Source organism: Microvirga arvi (assembly GCF_016892765.1).
Lineage (GTDB): Bacteria > Pseudomonadota > Alphaproteobacteria > Rhizobiales > Beijerinckiaceae > Microvirga > Microvirga arvi.
Window position 1 is genome coordinate 75,734 of the sequence record NZ_JAFEMD010000015.1, and the last position, 19,788, is coordinate 95,521.

The window sequence follows — 19,788 nt, forward strand, 5'->3', positions numbered from 1 at the left end:
TCGGATGCGCCAGGTCATTGTGCTCGCGCTCGTTCCGATCATCGCCACAACACCGACGCTCGCTGCTCCCGGAGTGATCACTGCCAGCGTCAACTTCCGCTCGGGACCCGGAGCGAACTTCTCGTCCATCCGGACCCTGCCGACCGGCACCGCCGTTGAAATCGGTGACTGTGAGGAATCCGGCAATTGGTGCGCTGTCACGGTCGAAGGGCGAAGCGGTTTTGTCAGCGGACGCTACCTGGAGGAGAAGCAGGGCCCCGAAGGCTGGCCTCGCGCCTATGAGGTCGGCAAAGGCCGCATGGTGCTGTTTCAGCCACAGTTCACCGAGTGGACCGATTTCAAGATGATTGAGGCCTTAGTGGCGGCTCAATACCTGAAGGCGCCTGACGCCAATCCGGTCTTTGGCGTGATCGGGCTCAAGGGCGCAACCTCCTACGATGACGATGCCGGCGAGATCGTCATCAGCGACATCTCGGTCACCCAGCTCAACTTCTCAGGGCTGAGCCGCGACGACCTGAAGGCGCTTGCGGTGGAGACCGGCAAGCTCCTGCCGGCCGGCCCGATCACGGTGGCCGAGGCACGCGTGACGGCAAGCCTTGCCGAGCAGAAGCGCATGATCGACGTGACCGGGCTCAAGGCGGATCCACCGCGGATCCTCGTCTCGACCACGCCGGCTATTCTGCTTCAGACCGACGGGGAAGCTGCCTATGCGCCCGTCAAGGGCAAGACCGGCCTGTCGTTCGTCGTCAACAGCAACTGGGATCTGTTCAGAATCGAGGAGGGCGGCACCCTCTACCTGCGTGACGATACCCACTGGTTGACCGCCGGTACGATCAGCGGACCGTGGACGGTGGTGACCGAGCTTCCCCCGCTGCTAACGAGTCTGCCCGACGACGGCAACTGGGCCGATGCCAGCGGAGCTGTCCCGCCAGAAGCGTATCAAGCCGGTAAAGCTCCAAAAATCATCGTCACGGACACCCCCGCAGAGTTGATCCTGTTCGAAGGTGAGCCTTCCCTTCAAGATGTTCCCAAGACATCGCTGCAGTGGGCCTCGAACACCGAGGCTGATGTCTTTTACGACAAGACCGGGAAGCAATGGTACGTGCTCCTGTCTGGCCGCTGGTTCCGCGCAGCCGCGCTCGAGGGGCCATGGGCGTTCGCCACGCCCGATCTGCCGGCTGACTTCCAGAACATTCCCGAGGACGCGCCGTATTTTGCCGTGCGCGCAGCCGTGCCCGGGACGTCGGAGGCCGCTGAGGCGCGGCTCAAGGCCAGCATTCCCACCACGGCGCGGGTCGAGACGGGCTCGATCACGCCGACAATTGCCTATGCGGGCGATGCACAATTCGCACCTATCGAGACAACTGACCTCTCCTACGCAACCAATACAACTGACACAGTGATCAAGGTCGGTGAGCAGTATTTCCTGCTCCAGGACGGCGTCTGGTTCGTGTCCGGCAGCCCGAATGGTCCGTGGCAGCTGGCACGTGAGGTGCCCGACTCCATCTACGCGATCCCGCCGTCTTCGCCAGTCTACAATGCCACCTATGTCCGTGTGTATGATACCGAGCCAGATGCGGTTTGGTACGGCTACACCATGGGCTACCTGTCCGGCTATCTGGCCTGGGGTACCTATGTGTACGGCACCGGCTGGGCCTATCCGCCGTACTGGTACAGCTGGCCGGGATACGCTTATCCGATCTACTACCCCCGGCCGGTCACTTGGGGGATCGGAGCCTATTACAATCCGATCCGGGGCATGTACGGCCGCTATGGCTATACCTACGGGCCCTACCGAGGGATTGCGGGAGCACGGTCCTGGAATCCGGCAACAGGCACCTACGGCCGCGCTGGCGCTGCCTGGGGCCCGCGCGGATCGGCCGGTTTCGTCGGAGCCTACAACCCGCGCACGGACGGGGCTGGATATGTTGCCGGCGGCCGCAATGTGTATGGCGCATGGAAGTCCGCCGGGGTTCGGCGCGGGTCCGAGTGGGCGCGGGTGACGGCACGGGACACCGCGGCCGGCGGCTCGGCGCTGCGCTGGAACACGTCGAACGGGCAGGGCTTCATCCGCGAGGGCCGTCGCGGCGACATCTACGCGGGCCGGGATGGTAACGTCTATCGCAACACGGGCGACGGATGGCAGCGCTTCGACGGAGGCTGGCAGGACGTCGCCCAGCCCAAGGGAGGGGAGCTTCTCGGGCGCGGCGAAGGACGCGAGGGTCTGTCGCCGGAAGGGCGTGAGCGGCTGCAGGAGCGTGGCGAAGGGGCAGGTCTGAGAGAACTCGCAGGAGCAGGCGCGGCGGGAGCGGCAGGTGCCGCCTTGGGCCAGCGCTTGGGCTCTGGTGGCGAACAGAGCGGCCGAGACCGCATAGGAAACACCGCTGGTCGCGAACGGGCGCAGGGCCGGGCGGAGCAACGCCCGTCGGGAGAGCGGCAGGTGCAGCAGCGCCCAACTGCCCAACAGCGCCCGACGACAGCATCCCGCTCGCCACGGCAGGAGCAGGCGCGACCCCAACAGCGCCCGGCAGCGCAGCAGCGCCCCTCCCAGCAACGACAGGCGGCACAGGACCGCCAAGTGGCGCAGCAACGTCCGGCCTCTCAGCAGCGCCCCGCGACGAAGCCCCGTCCCGCCACGCAGCGCCCAGCGGTCCGCGAACAGCTGCCATCGAACCTGATGCGGGACGTCCAGGCGCGGAATCTTGGAAACCAGCGCCAGATTGCCAGCCGCCAGGCCTACCGGCCACCGTCGGCGCAGTTCTCCCGTTCACCGGCGTCCTTCTCCCCACAACGCAGCTTTGCACCACGGGGCGGGTTTGGCGGCGGTGGCTTCCGGGGTGGAGGCCGTGGCGGCGGCCGTCGATGAGCGATCAGGGGTCAAACAGGCGAGCAGCGTTGTCCTGACGCTTCTATGACCGCCAGCCTATCATGAGGAAGTGCGGCCATGCCTCGTTTCTTCTTTCACATCCGGTTCGACCACCACACGCAAAGCCGCGACGAGCTTGGTCTCGACTTCCCGGACGTAGAGACCGCCCGCGCTGAGGCAGTCCGCGCCGCCAAGGATCTCAGAGATGGGTTCGCGGCTCAGGGGCGAGATCTGCAGGACTATGCCATTGAGGTCGAGAATGCCTCGGGCGAGCTGGTTTTTCGCCTGCCATTCTCCGAGATGTTCGATGCATAAACTGGGCGGCGATTGCTGGAATGCTGAGGCCATTGCCGAGAAGGGCGCCCGCAACAGCGCCCATCGCTACAGCGTGCTGATTGAGAATGGGGCCGTCCGCAACTCCGGTGGAGCAGGGGTCAACATTGCACTGTATGCGCAGACGCTTCTCCAGATGCCTTCGTAACCTGTCGGCTCACCTGTGGCGGCATCAGCGGATCCGCGAATGTACCGCGCACTCAGGCGAAATAGGCATAAACATTGACTTCAGGTGGCGAAATGAGGCTGTCATCAGCCCGCTGATTCCTCAGGTTCCGACAGCCTGTCGGACGCCGGGTCGATCAGGAAAAATCCCACAAGCGTTCCCAGGATGACGAGGGATCCTGCAACCAGAAGAGCTGTGCGGAAACCGCCTGCTGGATCGGCTCCAATATCAACGATGAATCCCATGATCGCAGGCGCGAGAGGCCCGGCGAGCGTCGCGACGGCATTGGTGATTCCGAGCGCCGCGCCACGCTGTCCGTCCGGAGTGACCTCGGCGACCAAGCACGGACCAAGCACAAAGATGACAGTGCCGAGGGAAAACGCGCCCGCCGTGCACAGGATGGACGCAGTCGATCCCCCGGATTGCGACAGCAGGATCGCCAGCAGGCCCGCGGCAAGGGCGCACCCGGAGGCAACGCCGCCGCAGGCGAGCCGGCTTGAAACACCGCGCCGCTGCAGGCCGTCCGAGAAGGCGCTGATGGCGGGCAGGATCATGATCTGGCAAAGCGCCACCAGCATGATGATCCAACCCGCCTGGGCCGGCGTATAGCCGAAGGTTTGGTTTAGGATCGCCGGCAGCCAAACGACGGCGATGGTCAGCAGCCAGTAAGCGGAGAAGCTGACAATCACAACCCCGATGACAGTTCGACGACTGAGCAGCTGACGGTATGGCAGATGCATCTCGGGTTGGTGCGGGATCATGTCACGAGGGGTGAGGGGCTCCTCGCGCGCGAGCGCCAACCAGATGGTGCACCAGATGAGGCCAGCCGCACCGAGAAGTCCGAAGGCTAGATGCCAGGACCAAGTGGCAATGACGGCAACGATCAACGGGGCGACGATCCCATTGCCAGCTAGGGAGCCGATGGCGATGAGGCTGGTCGGCATGGCCCTGTGCTCGTGCGGGAACCACTTGTACACGGCGTGCAGCGCAACCGGGTAGGCTGGCCCCTCGCTGAAGCCGAGCGCGACCCTGTTGGCGATCAAAGCGGCAGCGGAGACTGGCAGCAGCATCGGCAGCTGGCACAACGACCAGATTACCGCCAGGGCCGCAAGCACCCACCGGGCAGCGACATGGTTCACCAGGAACCCGACGAGGACAGCGCTCAGCGAGAAGAAGATGAAGAAGCTTGCCCCGATCAGGCCGAACTGGGCGTGACTCAGACCCATCTCCTGCATGATCGGGATCGCAGCGAGGCCGAACACGGCTCGGTCAGCAAAGTTGATGAGCATGAACAGAAACAGCAGGCCCACCACTATCCATGCATGGATTGGGTTTGCTGTTCCAACCGTGAACACGGCCTGTGGGCGCGCCTCCGCCAAGATCCCATGCCCCTTCCTTTCAGGAGGCTAGAACCGACGCCACAGCAACGCAACTATCCGGTGCGACAACCTTCCGGCGCCCTTTGCATTCAGGCCCCGCAGGCCCTGCCATGCGAGATCAAAGCTCATGGGGCCGTGTGACTTGGCCTTGATCGTGGCCAATGCCCGGAGGCGCGGCCCCATGTCGGCAGCCGGGTGAATGGCAGAGCCGATGCTCTGTTCGGACCCGGTCGCCGCTCATGTGTTCGTGATCCGATGGATGGAGCCACAGGAGGGCCTAGTCAGGTCCAACGCAGCAGGACCTCGACGGCGCTGATGCCCAGCAGGCAGGACCCGATGGTCAGGCTCAACAAGCTAAAGACGAGAAGCGCCAGCCGGGTTGCACGCCTTTGTTGTCCATGGACAGCCTCCACAGGCGGGCTTGGCCGACTATCGTTGGCGTAACACTGCATCGGCCGATTGAACTCTGGCATTTTGGGTCTTGGCATGATCTGCCTCCCCATCCGCGAAGCTGCCTGGATGAAACATTCCGTACCCGCGCTCACAATCCCGGCATGTGGCCGCCCGACTGGTCAGTTCAGGCTCATTGGAGCTGAAGCACGATGTGGGTCGCGCCCGGCTCTCGCCGAGTCAAAGTTTTCAACCCGCTCCCCGCGAACACCTTCAGCATCGCGGTGTTCTCTGGCAGAACATCGGCAATCAACTGCTTGAGCCCTGCATGACGGGCCATGTCCACGAGATGATGCATCAGGGCCGTACCGATGCCTTGCCCCTGGTGGTCATCGTCGATGGCAAAGGCCACCTCGGCTTCGCCAGGCCGCACCACGATATAGCGCCCCCCGCCGACGATCACATGCCGCCCATCCTCTTCCAGCTCGGCAACCAGGGCGACATGGTCCACGAAGTCGACATTGACGTAGAAATCGACTTCCCGATCCGTGAAATCGCGCTTGAATCCGAAGAATCGTCGGTAAAGGGATTGATCGCTTGTCCGGCCGACAGCGGCAAGCAGGCTGGTCCGATCCTCAGGTCTAACGGAGCGGATCAAGATGTGGCGTCCGTCACGCAGTTTCTCAGATGCCGAGTGGTCTCTCACCTGTACCATCACGTCGGTTCTCGCAGCTCAGGCAACAAGGCATTGTGCGCCGTCCCGCAGACGTCCTGACCGCTCCCGCACGAAGGGCTCAGTAGAATCGGCGGTAGGCCACGCGGGGTCCGAGGTAGCGTCGACCGTAATAGCCTCGGTACCCGCCATAATAGCGCGGCCCGTAATAGGCGCGACGCGGATAGAAGCCTGGGCCGTAATACGCCGCGCGCGGGTAGTAGTAGCGGGGAGCGTAGTAGCCTGGCCACGGGCCAGAGTACCCATAGCCGTAGGCTGGATATCCGTAGGCTGGGTATCCGTAGGCCGGATACCCATAGGCTGGATATCCGTATCCATACCCATAGGCAGGAGCAGTGGCGGCTGCGGTGATCAGGCCGCCGAGGATTGCTCCTCCTATCAATCCTGCCGCGACAGCGCCGCCCCCACCGCGATAGTAATAGCCACGATATCCACGCCAGTACTGAGCGTCCGCGGTTCCAGCGGTGCCGGTCAGGATCAAAACGGCCGCTGCGACGGTTACAAGCTTCTTCATGGCAGCCTCCTCAGGCTTAGCATTCACCCCCGGTGTTTCGTCGGCGCCTCTCCGGGTCTGTGCCCCTTCGTTCATTGGTAATACACGGCAACGAGCTTCGGTCTCGTCCATGTCCCTGAAGATATGCATCGTGCATCATGACCATCAAGGCTACCGCCTCACCCGCAACTTTTGCGCCGAACTTTCGGTGCCTCCGCTTCCCCCCGAAACGGTGTTGAGGCACAGCCTGATCTGATTGTCTCCGTTATCGCGCATGGTCAGGCAGACCTCGGCCTCCTCCAGACAATCGGCTGGATTGCCGTAGCGGGCGCACAGCTCCTTGCTCTGAACTTGGATCTGGTTGATGATTTCGTAAACGAAGTTGCCGGCTCCGTCTGGCCTCCTTGTCGGCTTCCGCGCCGGCGTGCTGGCGGGTCCGAATCGTTCGGACGAGGTCCCGGCAACCCTTGAGGCAATCTCCTGCGTATGCCCGGGCGTGAGGTCGTCCGCCACGGCCGCTTGGGCCGAAAGGAGAGTCGAGAACAAGTTCATCGCCAGCATGGAGATGACCGGCCCTTTCCACAGCACCCTTGAATCAGTTACCATGGCTCACCCAACAATTGCGCCGATGGCGGTCTGGGTTTTGGAATCCTGGACCTGCATGAACCTGGAAGCTCCACAGCCTGATCACGAAGATGCCTCGCTGCCATGCTGATCTCGGCCGTCCATCTCAGGTCAAACTACATCAGCCTAGCGATCATGCTTGATTGATTGGGACATGGTCTTGACAATTTAGGACGCGCTTCCGGCATCCAGCGACGACCCCGAAGAATGCCATTTCCGTTGTCCTTACGGTGAGCATCGCTTGTACGAGGTCCCGGTCACGTCCTGATCGTTGAAATATCGCTTGAGCGAACCATCCGGCTGACGTGCCATGAGAACCCTGATCTCGTTGCCGGCCACTGCGTTGGTGCAGTCGAGGAGGAGAAGCTCACGGTCTCCGGCTCGCTTGGCCGATTTGATCCGGCACGATGCTTGGGGCGTTTTCAGGCGGTTGCCGGAGATGATGAAGGCGGGTGCGAAGATGTCGACCGGTTTCTTGAACGTGGTTCCTTTCCCTGCAGATCCGTAGATCTCCGCGCATTCGGACACTCCAGATAGCCAGGTCCCCTGGACACCGGAAAGGCCTTCCTGCGCCATTGCTCCTGATACCCCCACCAGCGTCGCAAAGCTCAGACCAAGCCCGGCGGCAGCTAGAATGCCAGCAAATCTCATCGTAACTCCTCCTTCACGGCAATCATCCTGTGGCCGCTCTGCGCGGAGCAACCGGGCATGGTCTTGGCCCGAGGCCAGGAACCCACAATGGCTGGATCCTTGTGCAGCTTTCGATGTTCTGCTTCGGATCGTAGAGGAAGAGGGAATTCTGAAAAGCAAGAAGCTCGTTCGTCATGCTGGACAAGGTTTGTCGGTCCTCTCGGTCGACCCGCCTGGCGTACGCCGTCAGTTCCTTCCATCCTCAAACCTTCAGCGGGTGACGTCCTGAATGTTCGTTGTCGGTCTGTGCATCCGGCGCCGGTATCGCGCTGAAGCCTCAGACATAACCAGTCCGGCGGTTGGAGTTCGGTCCGTGTCGCCTGCCACAGGATCACTTTAGGTGGACCAAGTCAGCATGCTTGACAGAATGAGACAATCCATTAGCAGTTTTGGCCATTGCCATTTGCCTAGGTGACGGGGTGAAGTAGCTGAGCCACCTCTGGCGGATCAGGATGGGGAAGCGGGCCACGCGCTCCCGCACCGGCGGCAGAACGCGGGCATGTCCTTTTTCGCTTCAGTTTCGCCCGGTTGAAATAACCCTGTCGGCTGAAAGACAGGGCGCGTCGGTTGCGCCGATAGCTCCGCAAATCACATTTCCTGAATGGTAGGTCGGCGAACAGCGCCACGGAAATCCCGGCGGGTCCATTCAGGGGTCCATTCCTTGAGCTGCATCGGTTTCCTGATAACCAGGTCTGTTCCTTGGCACTGCGCCGTCCATCGGGCCGCATCAGGGGATCGAAGGCCATCATGGGGGACTCGCCGACGGCTCAAACTGTCAAGCAATTGTCCTCTCCGATCAAGCACGGTGTTCCGGGTGGGCTATGGTGCTGCGGAAAAGCAGAGAAGCCATGAGACCCCTCTTTGTATCTGTTCTATTGCATGCCTCGCCCCAGGTCCCGATGTGCGGTCAGGCCCGACGACCTTTGTCATGACCTATGCCCAGGCTAGGGGATTGTGACTTCGCGGGATGCGGCCGTGCTGCGCACCGGACTTACGACCGCTATGCGCGGGTTGGGACCTTCTGCGCGCTCCAGGGAACCGCCCCTCCCACCAGGGTGAGGACGGCTGTCTCGCGCAATACATGGTCGGTGGGCTCTGCCGCTCCATCGAGATCTACAGCGAGCGATGAAGGGAAAAGGCCAGATCCACATGGGAGAAAGGCAAGGGGACAAAGCCATGACGGACAAGCCCTATGCGGAAGCACACCCAGTGGTCGAGGCATCCCTGTTCAGGCCGTCCCTCCTGTGGCTCCTGATCCTCGCGCCCATAGCCGCCGTTCTCGATCAAGCAGGCACTCTTCCGGCCGGAGTGATCTTCTTCTGTGCTGCTCTGGCGATCGTGCCATTCGCGAAGCTTATCGTGCAGGGAACGGAGCAGGTCGCCGTGCACACCGGTTCCACGATCGGAGGCCTTCTCAACGCCACCTTCGGTAATCTCCCGGAATTGATCATTACGATGGCAGCCCTACGAGCAGGCCTGCTGGAGATGGTGCGCGCCTCGATTGTTGGCGCGCTGCTCGCCAATCTTCTGATGGCTCTCGGATTCTCATTTCTTCTCGGCGGCCTTCGGCATCACACCCAGGCCTACAACCCACAAGCGGTCAGAGCTTATTCGTCGACCATGGTGCTGGCCTGGATCAGCTTGGCGCTCCCGAGCGCATTCCACCGCGCCCTGGAATCGGAACCCCATCTCGGCGTGCACGTCACCCTGGACCTTGTCGTGGCTGTCGTCCTGCTGGTTCTTTACGGATTGTTCCTGCTCCATTCTTTGAAAACTCATCCGGAAATGTTCGCTGAACTCAATACTCCTGTGCTGGATGAGGAAGTCGGTGAGCATCCCAGTGTCGCGCGCGGCGTTGCGACGCTGCTCATTGCGTCGATAGGCGCGGCATGGATGAGTGAGATCCTCGTCGGCGCTGCCGAACAGGCCGGACATTCGTTGGGCATGTCGCAGATGTTCATGGGGGTGATTGTGCTTGCACTCGTAGGCGGTGCGGCCGAATCAGGTTCGGCCATTGCCATGGGCCGAGCGAATCGGGTCGATCTCAGCATCGGCATCGCGTTGGGAAGCTGCGTGCAGATTGCGCTCTTCGTTGCCCCAGTGCTCGTATTGGTTGCTCCGGCTATGGGTCAGCCGCAGTTCCAACTAGTCTTCTCCCAGGCGGAGATGTGGATGCTGTTCGGGGCGATTCTCCTCGGCGCGACTGTTACCACGACGGGACAGTCCAACTGGTTCAAGGGTGCTCAACTGCTGGCGCTCTACCTTATCATTGCGGCCATACTTTACCTGATCCCCGTTACCGCTCCTTAGCGAGAGGACCATGCTTCGACAGCTTCTCCTTGGCGGCGCGTTCAGCCTGGGTAACATTGCCATCCATGCAGTCGTGATGGCGACGGTGGTGGGCACCGCACGGCGAGCTCTGAAATGGAAACACCGGCGGCCCCAGGCTTGGCTTGCAGCCGCCATGGTCGCAACTGTAGGAATCCTGCTGATTGCGCATGTCGCCGAGGTGATTACATGGGCGCTCGCCTATGCAATCCTCGATGTTGTTCCTCCCGGCTCTGATGTGCTGTACTTCGCCTTTGTCAACTACACGACACTCGGCTACGGCGATGTCGTGCCCGTTGTTCAGTGGCGGCTGCTCGGTCCGATGACAGCCATGAACGGCGTGCTACTGTTCGGCTGGTCGACAGCCGTCATCTTCGAGGTGTTGAGGCAGGCTATACGCAGTCGCGACGAAGAAGCTCAATCATAAGCTCGTTGGGTGCGCATCTGGGTTGGCGTGAACCCGGTCCACCGTTTGAAGGCCGTTGTGAACGCAGGCACTTCCTGAAAGCCTAGACGCCAGGCGATCTGCGAGATCGAGAAGCTCGGATCCTTGAGATAGTGCCGTGCCAGATCCGTTCGCATCCGGTCAAGGATCTCGCTGAAGGTCAAGTTCTCTTCTGCCAGTCGCCGCGCCAGGGTTCGCCGGCTCATGCCGAGGGCCTGTGCGACGCCGTTTACCCGCACTTTTCCCTGTGGCAGGAGCGGGATGATCGCATTCTCCACATTGGCTTGGAGCGGGCTTGTGGGCGTGCCCCGTTGGGAGAGAATGTCCTCGCATTGGCGGACAAGAACTTTGTTCAGGTAGGGCTCTGCATCCCTCAGCCGGCGTTGGGCGGCTCCACGCGCAAATGCGATCTCGTCTGTCCCGGCTGCAAAGACGATTGCACAGCCGAGATACTTCTCGAGCTGTTCGGAAGCGGCGCATCTCGGATGGGCGAAGCAGATCCGGATTGGTCTGAGGTTGCTGCCGGTCAGGTGACGGCAGATTCGAATGAGCGTTGTCATCCAGAATTCCATCTGATGCCGATCAGTATGGCGCGCGATGCCCGCATAGCTGAAGCCGACCTTCAATTCCTTCTCGCGTTCCCAACTCAGGACCAAGCTCTCGTTGGCGATGGAGTTGTATCGCTCCATCTGGGCCAGGGCCTCGCCAAGCGTGGCGGATGAGGCGAGCACGAAATAGAGCAGATCGACCAGTCGGAGTTCAAACTCTTCGGCGAGATGAAATCCGAGCAGGTCGTCGTGAAGGGCGTCGGCTACCAAGTTCAGGAAGAAGACTTGGGAATTGGCAGCCATGTGGGCGTCGGTGTCCTCGATCTGGTTGACGGCGATCCCGGCCCGGTGCAGGAGGGGGGCGGGATCAATGCCAGCTGCGACGAGGCGGGCTACAGCGAGCCGAGCCATAACCCCGCCGGCGATCGGCGTCTTGGCGCGGCCTGTCCTTCCCAATGACCGCATGCTCCTCCTCCTGAAGGTTGTTGCCGGCCCAATCGAGTAAGCCTCTGTCCCACAATAGCAGGACGAGCGCGGCGCGTCGCTGCTATTACCCCTGACTGCTGACGAGTCGTCAGGCCTTCCGGTTGCAATGGTCCCGGGCTGCCTGAACCGTCGGGTACCTAGAAAGCAGTGGAGAATGGGATGGCTCAGCAGCATGCAATGCCCGCGGCCAGCGCCGCATGTCCTGAATTGTGCCCTGACAGAGTCGAGCAGAGGATCATGCGTGCCTATGTGCAGCTCGCGGTGGCACCGGATGATGCGGAAGGTGCGAGAGCTGTCACGCTCTTCCGGCTCGGCAGCCTAGAGGTTCGTCTGACAGAAACAGCACAGAATTTGCTCGAGGGCCTGCCGCCGGTCTGGTTGGAGCTTCGCTCACCATTAAACGGTGCCATCGTTGACAGCCTCGGCTGTCATGACTTCGACGAGGACGAACTGGCAGCCGCCGTCGCGTTCGTCATTGAGGCTGCGCAACGCGTGCAAACCCTTCACTGACGAGTTGACCATGATGAGTTGCGGCTTCGTCGGCGGTCTGCCGTTCGCCGGGATCCGAGATCGGACCTTGCACGGAGCGGCTCCGCAGGACCAGCAGAGATTCGAATGGTCACGCTGAAGGATCGTGCACCCGAGCGGGCGCTCATTCTCGCGCCGCAGGACCGGGATGCCCTGATCGCTGCGGGGATCCTGCGCGAAGCCGGCTTTGCCGCGGAGCCCTGCCCGTCGCTTTTGGATCTCATCGCCCAGCTCGATGCCGGGGCCGCCTTTGTCGTCGTCACAGAGGAAGCGCTCGCCACGGCGGACCTGAGTGCGCTGGCCATTTGGCTCGATGGTCAGGAGGAGTGGTCCGACCTGCCCTTTGTGCTGCTGACCTTCAGGGGTGGCGGGCTGGAACGCAACCCCGCTGCCGCGCGCTATCTTGAGGCGCTCGGCGACGTCACGTTCCTAGAGCGGCCGTTCCACCCGACGACCCTTGTCAGCCTTGCCCGCTCTGCGCTGCGTGCACGGCGCCGGCAATACGAGGCGCGGGCCAGACTCGAAGCACTACGAGAGAGCGAGGCGCGCTATCACACCCTGTTCGACAATGTCGACGAAGGTTTTTGTATCATCGAGTTCCTCGATGGACCTCATGGCCCGTTAAGTGACTACGTTCGCGTCGAAGCGAACCCCGCCTGCGCCACTCATACCGGCATTCCGAACGTCATCGGAAGGAAGGTACGCGAGATGGTGCCTGACGAGGCGGATGGCTGGATTGAATCCTTCCGGAGCGTCCTGAAGACGGGCGAGGCAGTTCGCTTCGAGCGGGAGCTCGCCGCCACCCAGCGCTATCTTGAATTGGCTGCGTTCAGGGTCGATCCCGCGAGCCGTCGTCAGGTTGCTGTGTTTTTCCGAGACATCACAGAGCGGAAACATGCCGAACAGGCCCTGCGCGAACTCAATGAGACTCTGGAGCGTCGCGTGGCCGAGGCGCTGGCCGAGCAGAAGCATTTCGCCGACATCGTGGAGGGCACCGACGCCTTCGTGCAGGTGGTCGATCACAATTTCCGCTGGCTTGCCATCAACCAAGCGGCTGCGAGCGAGTTCGAGCGCATCTTCGGTGTTCGCCCTAGAATAGGGCAATCCATGCTCGACCTGCTTGCCGACCAACCCGAGCATCAGCGCGATGTTCGGGCAGTCTGGAAACGGGCGCTTTCGGGCGAAGAGTTCACTGGAGTAGCGGCTTTCGGGGATCCCGGACGCGATCGCCGCTTCTATGAGATGAAGTACAACACCCTGCGCGACAAGGCCGGGCGGCACATTGGCGCCTATCAGTTCGTGTACGATGTGACCGAGCGGATCGCCGCACAGGAACGACTCTCGCAGGCCGAGGAAGCGCTCCGCCAGGCGCAGAAGATGGAGGCGGTGGGGCAGCTCACGGGCGGGGTCGCGCACGACTTCAACAACCTGCTCACCATCATCAGATCCTCCACGGATCTCCTGAGGCGACCTCATCTCGCCGAGGATCGCCGCCGCCGCTATATGGACGCGATCTCAGAGACGGTCGACCGTGCCTCTAAGCTCACTGGCCAGTTGCTCGCGTTCGCGCGCCGCCAGGCGCTCAAGCCGGAGGTGTTCGACGCGAGCGTGCGCGTTGAATCCATCGCCGACATGCTTCGAACGGTCGTAGGCTCGCGCGTAAAGATCGTCACCGAGGCTGGCCGAGAGCGCTGCGTCGTCGAGGCGGACATGAGCCAGTTCGAGACGGCACTCGTCAACATGGTGGTTAACGCGCGCGACGCTATGAACGGTGAGGGTCGGCTTACAATCCGGGTCATGTCCGGGAAAGCGATGCCTGCGACCCGTGGGCATGCCGCAAGTTCAGGCCCTTGCGTCGCCGTGTCGATCTCCGATACGGGCTCAGGCATCCCGCCGGAGAGGCTGCCGCACATCTTCGAACCGTTCTACACGACGAAGGAGGTGGGCAGGGGCACGGGCCTGGGCCTCTCGCAGGTCTACGGCTTTGCCAAGCAGTCCGGCGGCGACGTGGCAGTCGAGAGTGAGGTTGGGCAGGGCACCACTTTCACCCTTTATCTGCCACGCATCGACGAGGAGATGACGGTTGATGCGTCGCCGGACGCAAAAGGCAGTCCGGACATCGTGGACGGCCGGGGCCGGCGCGTGCTCGTTGTCGAGGACAACATGGAGGTGGGGGCCTTCTCGACCCAGCTCCTCCAAGATCTCGGCTACGAGACCATCTGGCGACCAACGCCGCGGAAGCACTTGGGCTCCTCTCCGGAGCGAATGGCTTCGACGCGGTGTTCTCCGACGTTGTCATGCCGGGTATGAGTGGGGTCGAACTCGGGCAGGAGATCCGGCGCCTCTATCCTGGGCTGCCGGTCGTCCTCACCTCCGGATACAGCCACGTGCTGGCCGAGGAAGGCCGCCACGGCTTCGAACTCCTGCACAAGCCGTATGCTGCCGAGGACTTGTCGCGCGTACTGTGCCGCGTGATCCGGGAGCGCGACCGGAATCCGATGTCCAGTTAATCCTGGTTCCGGCCGCATCCGCCTGTTTGCAGATCCTTCATTTTCATATGGGCTTGCTAATCCTGTAGAGACGACGCCTCGATAGAGGCCTTCTCCGTGTCGCGTTCGGATTGATTACGGATCAAAGCCTTTCGGGTCTCGGCGAGGCTGTCCCAGGTCTTGGCCATTTCCAAGAGCTGATTGCGCTGTTCCCCTTCGGGCAAGTGTCGGGCAAGCGTCCGACATTCCTCGGCATGTTGGCGATACTCTGCGGCTGTTTTCATGGACCTACGCAGCGTCTTTTGGCTCTAGTCAATTTTGAGAGCGTGTTAATGGTGGAGGCAGTGAAACATTTTGTCGTCGTGCGCCAGCTCACTCTTTGATGATGCCACGCCTGTCGGACGGACTTTACATGCTGCGCGGTGGCCTCAGCCCTGCATGATCAATGTGGATTGATACAGTCACGGTGAGGACAGGCTGTCGCTGCTCATCTTTCACCTCAACCCGAATGTCCTCAGAGGTTGTACCCTGTAGCTGGAACAACCGATCCCGCGTCAGTTCACCCGCGCTGCGTCTGGCTTGGATCTCGACCGCGCGCAGGCTGTCGATCTCTGAACCAACTTCATCGTGGTTGGTAAAAGAACCCAGGACAAGATCGAAATAGAAGCGCGGCATCGGCGATATGGCCCGGCAAGAGATAATAAACTGGTAATAGAAACGGCATCCTGCCCACCCGCTGGCGCTCTTGATGGGGGCGCCTTGCAGGTAAGCGAGGTTCGGCACGAGTGTTGCCCCTACGGACCGACCGGACGGGTTTTAGCGGAAAAAGCATTCACCCGCCTTGCTGTAATGGGCCAATAGCTTGTCTGATCGGGCCAGACTCACTTCGCCAGTGCCCATTCCATAGAGGCCTTCTGCGAGGATCCATCCATCAATTCAGAAATTCCTGGCGCACGTCAGTGCAACACTACGACCTTGGTGCCGATCCGAGTTCGGTTGTAGAGGTCGACGACGTCGGCATTGGTCATCCGAATACACCCGGATGAGACAGCATAACCGATGGTCTGCGGCTCATTGGAGCCGTGAATCCGGTACATCGAGGAGCCAAGGTAAAGTGCCCGGGCACCCAGTGGATTGCCCAGTCCGCCTTCCATGTGGCGCGGAAGGTCAGGGCGCCGCCGCCGCATGGCGGCCGGAGGGCTCCAGGATGGCCATTCTCGTTTCATGCTGACTGTCTTGGTCCCCGTCCAGGTGAAGCCCGGGCGCCCGACACCGATGCCATACTGGATGGCCTGTCCGTTGCCGAGTATGAAATAGAGCCGGCGCTGACTGGTCGAGATGATGATCGTGCCCGGCCGATGGGTGCCGGGCCAGGAGACAAGCCGCTTGGCGGTCGGAGAGGTCGGCCCACCAAACAGGCGCTCGAAGAAGTTGGCCGTCTCACCACCGAGAGAAGCAACAGTCTGCGCCCGCGCAGAGCCAATGAACGCCGCACTGCACGTAAACAGCACTACAGCGAACCCAAAGCGGATCATGCGAATCTCCCTCGCAGGATGTGTAGTTCCCAGCCCCCGATTCCTCGAAGATCCGGAGCGCCCCGGAAGGATGCAGATTTCCTACGGGCCATTGTAACGATCTCTTCCGTTTCATGATCGGCTTAGATGTTATGAATCCTGAAAGAGCTGAATGTCCTAGGACGCCCCGAAAGGCGAAGTGGCGACCCTAATAGCTGAGCGTCGTCGCGTAAAAGTTCGCGAGCTTGTCGATTTCGCGGTCAGTCAGTTTTGCGGCCACGCTGCGCATGCGGGTGTAAATGTCGTTTCGACGTCCATCGCTCCGGAAGGCATGAAGTTGCCGGGCCAGGTACTCGCGGTTCTGGTGCGAGAGGGTTGGAGTTTCCATCGGGCCGCCTGCGTTGAAGCCATGACAGGAGTTGCAGGCTGGAAGTCCGCGGGCCGGATCACCGCGCTCGACGAGACGGACGATGTCCTCGTCAACGACCTCGGCCGTCGTCGGGTCGAGATCGCGCCTCGGGCTTGCGGCGAAATGCGCGGCAACATCGATGATCTGCCGGCCATCGAGGCCTTGGGCGATGCCGTTCATGACTTCGTGCACGCGGCTGCCGCTCTTATAGTCATGCAGTTGCTTGTAGATCGCGACGCCCGATTGCCCGGCGAGATTGGGGTTCTGGGGGTCGGCCGCAATCCCACGCTCGCCGTGGCAGGCCACGCACGCCTGGGCGACCTCGGCGCCTGCCGGCGTCGATTGCCCGAGGCTGCGGATGAGATCGGTGCTCCAGGCTACCTGAGTCGTCGGTTGCGCCTTGGCCTCGCTCGTCGGCTGCCTCACAGCGGGAGACCCCGGCAGGATGCCGACTGCCCGACAAATGGCGGTAAAGGCGTCCAGACCCGCGGCCCGTCCCTGAACGATCGGCAGGATCAGGAAGCCGAACACCACCGAGAAGGCCAGAATCGACACGATGATGATGCTGGCCCAGATCCGCCAGGGCCTATCGATCTCGCGCAGTTCGGCAGGCTTCATGGTCAGCCTCCTCCGGTTACCCGGTGCACAATAGCCTCGGGTGCGTCGATGATGAAGAACTGGGCGATCGGGTAGCCATAGGCTGCGATCATCAGCACGAGCACCAGCACGTTCCACAGGGCGAAGCCGTTGAGGGCGGCCGGCACCCGGTTGGGAGGATGGACGGCCAGCGCGTAGATCGGCGGATGTTCCGGCGCCACAACGGCGCGGTCACGATGGAACTCGAGCAGGTTCCAGACGAACAGGAGCGCGCTTGCCAAGAGGATGATGCCGCCGGCGAACGACACGATCACCCAGGGTCCCCAGCCGGCGATGACCGGGTCGGCATAATTGAACGTCGCCACGCGCCGCCACTGCCCCTGCAGGCCGAGGTAGTGCCACGGCAGGGTCATCACCATCATGCCGATGAACCAGAGCCAGAGCTGAAGGCGCTGATGGCGAAGCGACGCCGGCTGACGACCGGTCAGCGTCGGCCAGATCGCATAGGCGATGGCGAAATACATGATCACGACCGTGCCGCCGAAGATCAGGTGGAAATGCGCCGTCACCCATGATGTGTTATGGACCATGGCGTTCATGCCAAAGGACATATTGATCAGTCCGCCGCCGCCGCCGAACCACAGCATGAAGAAGGCCATGCCCGTGGCCAGCACCATAGGGCGATCCCAGGGCAGGGCAGCAATCCATCCGAAATAGCCCTTGCCGCCCCGCAGGCGCCCTGCAATCTCCATCGAGGCCGAGATGGTGAAGACCGTGAGCAGGGTTGGGGCCGCGACCAGCGCCGTGAAGCTCATTTGTAGAAACTTGAACGCCGAGCTCTGCTGGGGATCCATGAACAGGTGATGCATGCCGACGGGCAGGCTGTAGATCAGGAACAGGATGAACGTGAGGCGACCCATCGTGTCGCTGTAGAGACGTCCACCTGCTGCCTGAGGGGCCATGGTATAGAAGGCGATGTAAGCCGGGATGAGCCAGAAGTAGACGATGGCGTGCAGCGTCCAGGAAAACAGAGTCCGTGAGAGCCCGACATCGATGGCCTCGTTCCAGCCGAAGGCAGCCGGGATCACCTGGAACAGCAGTTCCGCAGCGACGCCGACTGTCGTCCAAAGCCACATCACTGCATTCGCGACGGTGGCGAACATAGCCAGCGGCACTGGCGTCCCCGGATTGACGCGCTTGAAATCAAGCATGGCCACTATCATCAGCCCGCACCAAATCCAGGAGCCGACCACGACAAGGACGAGGCCGATGTAGAAGAATGGGCTGGCTGTCAGAGGCGGGTAGAAAGTGAAGAGGACCGTGGCGTTCCCTGCGAAGATCGTGGCCGCAGCCATCAGGGTGCCGAGGATCCCGAGCGCGAAGCCGAGCCAGGCAAGGCGCGGGTAAGGCAGAGGACGGCCCAGGGTCGTTTCAGCCACATAATACCCGAAGCCCATGACCATGAACGTCGTGAGCACATAGGCCATGGATACGCCGTGCGCGGTGACGGAGGTGAAGTAGGCCTGAGCCGTAAGGTAGGGAGCAGGAAGGGGACTTCTCGCCCACATCTGCCAGACGCCGAGCACCGCGGCGATCGCGAAAGCCGCAAAGGCCACCCACAGGTGGGCGAGTGTCAGGCGTCTAGCGTGCGTCACAGGTTACCCTCCCATCGGGGCCGGGCTTGAACTCATCTTCCGGTACGACCCTGACGGTTGCCCACATCTGGCTGTGCCCGAGGCCGCAGAACTCATGACAGGGCATCAGCAGGTCGCCGGTTTTCGTAAAGACCGTATGCACCTGGCTGACGTAGCCCGGGATGATCATAGTGTTGACGTTGGTGCCTGTGACAAGAATGCCGTGGATCACGTCCGGCGTAGCAAAGCGCAGGGTAACGGTTCGGTTCGCGGGCATGACGATACATTGCGGCTGAAAGGCGAATTGCGTTGCCACGATGCGGCTTGTGATTTGGCTGCCATCCACTCGCGTACCGAGGTTGCCTTCCGTGAACTCGCCTGTGAGGTGAAGGGTCTTCGGATCGACCGTCTCGATATTGCTCGGCGGGTTGATGTGGTGGACGAGTCCCGCATAGATGATGGCCAGCATGATTGCCGTGACGACGGCAGTGACGAGGGCCGTCCACCACAATTCCGTCTTGAGGATGTCCTGCTCCGTGTCGGCGCGCATGGCTCAGCCCACCATGCCGCGAGGCAGGAACACGAAGGCATACATCAGGAACCAGGCTAGAAGCAGCAGTCCGACCGTCAGCAGCGAGAGGGCCAAGGCTCCGCTCGGAACTTCTCGCATAACGCGCTCCAGGGCAACATCGTCGACGGCATCATCGACCCTGGGTGGAACCTGTGCAGAATAGTTCGGATGCGGAGCGAGCGCCATGTGATCCCCCGAGCTGACGGCCGTCCATCGTGACCTGAGCGTCAATGCAAGGGCCATTGATGCGCTGACAAGCCAAGACGCGCGGACCTAATTCGATAACGCAAGCAGTCAAGCTTGGTTTCTTTTGGCAGGGGAATCATGGCCTAAGCCGGGACTGCCAAATTGTTGCCTATAGACTAGCAGACTCCGCGAGCGAAATGAAGCTTAGTGCAGCAACGCCGCTCGCGATGTCTGGCGGCGGTGTGAGGAGAACCAGAAATTCCAGCACCATGTCCCATTCGGGCAATTCCGTGTCTCATTCCGTCAAGCCGTTCGGCCGTTCGCATGGGAGACTGTCCCAAGTCTGCGGAGCGAACACGGTTCAATGAGGCTGCCATGA

Annotated in this window: 19 protein-coding genes and 1 pseudogene; 7 read left to right on the top strand and 13 right to left on the bottom strand. The window is 61.7% G+C overall.

Annotation, left to right across the window (positions count from 1 at the left end; all coding sequences use genetic code 11):
• The first annotated feature begins 4 nt into the window (after window positions 1-4).
• From ILT44_RS11550 to ILT44_RS11560, 3 genes are all read left to right on the top strand, one after another.
• Window positions 5-2,866 carry an SH3 domain-containing protein gene (locus ILT44_RS11550; RefSeq protein ID WP_204239730.1) on the top strand — a complete coding sequence of 954 codons (2,862 nt, stop codon included), beginning with the start codon at window positions 5-7 and terminating at the stop codon, window positions 2,864-2,866.
• A gap of 78 nt (window positions 2,867-2,944) precedes the next feature.
• Complete coding sequence (locus ILT44_RS11555; protein WP_204239731.1) at window positions 2,945-3,181, top strand: DUF6894 family protein; 237 nt, start codon at window positions 2,945-2,947, stop codon at window positions 3,179-3,181.
• Entirely contained in the window at window positions 3,174-3,347 is a 174-nt protein-coding gene (locus ILT44_RS11560) for a hypothetical protein (protein WP_204239732.1), read from the top strand. The genes ILT44_RS11555 and ILT44_RS11560 overlap by 8 nt, the downstream gene beginning before the upstream one ends.
• 104 nt (window positions 3,348-3,451) lie before the next feature.
• Here the strand turns inward: ILT44_RS11560 and ILT44_RS11565 are convergent, their stop codons facing one another.
• The 5 genes from ILT44_RS11565 to ILT44_RS11585 all read right to left on the bottom strand — a co-directional run bounded on the left by ILT44_RS11565 (window position 3,452) and on the right by ILT44_RS11585 (window position 7,635).
• Complete coding sequence (locus tag ILT44_RS11565; RefSeq protein ID WP_204239733.1) at window positions 3,452-4,744, bottom strand: MFS transporter; 1,293 nt, start codon at window positions 4,742-4,744, stop codon at window positions 3,452-3,454.
• A gap of 583 nt (window positions 4,745-5,327) precedes the next feature.
• Window positions 5,328-5,792, bottom strand: coding sequence for a GNAT family N-acetyltransferase (locus ILT44_RS11570; protein ID WP_204239734.1), 465 nt, complete (start codon window positions 5,790-5,792; stop codon window positions 5,328-5,330).
• A 136-nt stretch (window positions 5,793-5,928) separates the two neighbouring features.
• On the bottom strand, window positions 5,929-6,381 hold the full coding sequence (locus tag ILT44_RS11575) for a hypothetical protein (protein ID WP_204239735.1): 453 nt from the start codon (window positions 6,379-6,381) through the stop codon (window positions 5,929-5,931).
• A gap of 150 nt (window positions 6,382-6,531) precedes the next feature.
• Entirely contained in the window at window positions 6,532-6,966 is a 435-nt protein-coding gene (locus tag ILT44_RS11580; protein WP_204239736.1) for a hypothetical protein, read from the bottom strand.
• Window positions 6,967-7,209: 243 nt separating this feature from the next.
• The gene (locus ILT44_RS11585; RefSeq protein ID WP_204239737.1) at window positions 7,210-7,635 is read right to left on the bottom strand and encodes a hypothetical protein; all 426 of its coding nucleotides are present in this window, start codon (window positions 7,633-7,635) and stop codon (window positions 7,210-7,212) included.
• Between the two features lie 1,215 nt (window positions 7,636-8,850).
• Between ILT44_RS11585 and cax the strand changes: the two genes are divergently transcribed.
• Window positions 8,851-9,984 (top strand): calcium/proton exchanger, encoded by a 1,134-nt coding sequence (gene cax / locus ILT44_RS11590; RefSeq protein ID WP_204239738.1) that lies wholly within the window; start codon window positions 8,851-8,853, stop codon window positions 9,982-9,984.
• A 10-nt stretch (window positions 9,985-9,994) separates the two neighbouring features.
• Window positions 9,995-10,429 carry a potassium channel family protein gene (locus tag ILT44_RS11595; protein WP_204239739.1) on the top strand — a complete coding sequence of 145 codons (435 nt, stop codon included), beginning with the start codon at window positions 9,995-9,997 and terminating at the stop codon, window positions 10,427-10,429.
• Here the strand turns inward: ILT44_RS11595 and ILT44_RS11600 are convergent.
• Window positions 10,420-11,460, bottom strand: a complete 1,041-nt coding sequence (locus tag ILT44_RS11600; RefSeq protein ID WP_204239740.1) for an AraC family transcriptional regulator — start codon at window positions 11,458-11,460, stop codon at window positions 10,420-10,422. The genes ILT44_RS11595 and ILT44_RS11600 overlap by 10 nt on opposite strands.
• A gap of 258 nt (window positions 11,461-11,718) precedes the next feature.
• On the opposite strand from ILT44_RS11600, the gene ILT44_RS11605 reads away from it, so the two are divergent.
• Together ILT44_RS11605 and ILT44_RS11610 are read left to right on the top strand one after the other, a co-directional pair.
• Window positions 11,719-11,991, top strand: coding sequence for a hypothetical protein (locus ILT44_RS11605; protein ID WP_204239741.1), 273 nt, complete (start codon window positions 11,719-11,721; stop codon window positions 11,989-11,991).
• 498 nt (window positions 11,992-12,489) lie between these two features.
• Window positions 12,490-14,519: pseudogene (locus ILT44_RS11610) on the top strand (PAS domain-containing protein).
• A 56-nt stretch (window positions 14,520-14,575) separates the two neighbouring features.
• On the opposite strand, the gene ILT44_RS11620 reads toward ILT44_RS11610, so the two are convergent.
• The 7 genes from ILT44_RS11620 to ILT44_RS11650 all read right to left on the bottom strand — a co-directional run bounded on the left by ILT44_RS11620 (window position 14,576) and on the right by ILT44_RS11650 (window position 19,409).
• On the bottom strand, window positions 14,576-14,782 hold the full coding sequence (locus ILT44_RS11620; protein ID WP_204239743.1) for a hypothetical protein: 207 nt from the start codon (window positions 14,780-14,782) through the stop codon (window positions 14,576-14,578).
• Window positions 14,783-14,906: 124 nt separating this feature from the next.
• Entirely contained in the window at window positions 14,907-15,281 is a 375-nt protein-coding gene (locus ILT44_RS11625) for a DUF6894 family protein (RefSeq protein WP_204239744.1), read from the bottom strand.
• Between the two features lie 173 nt (window positions 15,282-15,454).
• Entirely contained in the window at window positions 15,455-16,033 is a 579-nt protein-coding gene (locus ILT44_RS11630; protein WP_204239745.1) for a L,D-transpeptidase, read from the bottom strand.
• 187 nt (window positions 16,034-16,220) lie between these two features.
• Entirely contained in the window at window positions 16,221-17,039 is an 819-nt protein-coding gene (locus ILT44_RS11635; protein WP_204239746.1) for a c-type cytochrome, read from the bottom strand.
• Between the two features lie 2 nt (window positions 17,040-17,041).
• The gene (locus tag ILT44_RS11640) at window positions 17,042-18,673 is read right to left on the bottom strand and encodes a cbb3-type cytochrome c oxidase subunit I (RefSeq protein WP_204239747.1); all 1,632 of its coding nucleotides are present in this window, start codon (window positions 18,671-18,673) and stop codon (window positions 17,042-17,044) included.
• Window positions 18,660-19,202 (bottom strand): cupredoxin domain-containing protein, encoded by a 543-nt coding sequence (locus tag ILT44_RS11645; protein ID WP_204239748.1) that lies wholly within the window; start codon window positions 19,200-19,202, stop codon window positions 18,660-18,662. Before ILT44_RS11645 ends, ILT44_RS11640 begins: the two co-directional genes overlap by 14 nt.
• A gap of 3 nt (window positions 19,203-19,205) precedes the next feature.
• Entirely contained in the window at window positions 19,206-19,409 is a 204-nt protein-coding gene (locus tag ILT44_RS11650; RefSeq protein ID WP_204239749.1) for a hypothetical protein, read from the bottom strand.
• Between the last annotated feature and the right edge of the window lie 379 nt (window positions 19,410-19,788).

Bases quoted from the DNA above. Each gene is read 5' to 3' on its own strand.
- ILT44_RS11550 (WP_204239730.1), top strand. From the start codon at position 5: ATGCGCCAGGTCATTGTGCTCGCGCTCGTTCCGATCATCGCCACAACA.
- ILT44_RS11555 (WP_204239731.1), top strand. From the start codon at position 2,945: ATGCCTCGTTTCTTCTTTCACATCCGGTTCGACCACCACACGCAAAGC.
- ILT44_RS11560 (WP_204239732.1), top strand. From the start codon at position 3,174: ATGCATAAACTGGGCGGCGATTGCTGGAATGCTGAGGCCATTGCCGAG.
- ILT44_RS11575 (WP_204239735.1), bottom strand. From the start codon at position 6,381: ATGAAGAAGCTTGTAACCGTCGCAGCGGCCGTTTTGATCCTGACCGGC.
- ILT44_RS11580 (WP_204239736.1), bottom strand. From the start codon at position 6,966: ATGGTAACTGATTCAAGGGTGCTGTGGAAAGGGCCGGTCATCTCCATG.
- ILT44_RS11585 (WP_204239737.1), bottom strand. From the start codon at position 7,635: ATGAGATTTGCTGGCATTCTAGCTGCCGCCGGGCTTGGTCTGAGCTTT.
- cax (WP_204239738.1), top strand. From the start codon at position 8,851: ATGACGGACAAGCCCTATGCGGAAGCACACCCAGTGGTCGAGGCATCC.
- ILT44_RS11595 (WP_204239739.1), top strand. From the start codon at position 9,995: ATGCTTCGACAGCTTCTCCTTGGCGGCGCGTTCAGCCTGGGTAACATT.
- ILT44_RS11600 (WP_204239740.1), bottom strand. From the start codon at position 11,460: ATGCGGTCATTGGGAAGGACAGGCCGCGCCAAGACGCCGATCGCCGGC.
- ILT44_RS11605 (WP_204239741.1), top strand. From the start codon at position 11,719: ATGCGTGCCTATGTGCAGCTCGCGGTGGCACCGGATGATGCGGAAGGT.
- ILT44_RS11620 (WP_204239743.1), bottom strand. From the start codon at position 14,782: ATGAAAACAGCCGCAGAGTATCGCCAACATGCCGAGGAATGTCGGACG.
- ILT44_RS11630 (WP_204239745.1), bottom strand. From the start codon at position 16,033: ATGATCCGCTTTGGGTTCGCTGTAGTGCTGTTTACGTGCAGTGCGGCG.
- ILT44_RS11635 (WP_204239746.1), bottom strand. From the start codon at position 17,039: ATGAAGCCTGCCGAACTGCGCGAGATCGATAGGCCCTGGCGGATCTGG.
- ILT44_RS11645 (WP_204239748.1), bottom strand. From the start codon at position 19,202: ATGCGCGCCGACACGGAGCAGGACATCCTCAAGACGGAATTGTGGTGG.
- ILT44_RS11650 (WP_204239749.1), bottom strand. From the start codon at position 19,409: ATGGCGCTCGCTCCGCATCCGAACTATTCTGCACAGGTTCCACCCAGG.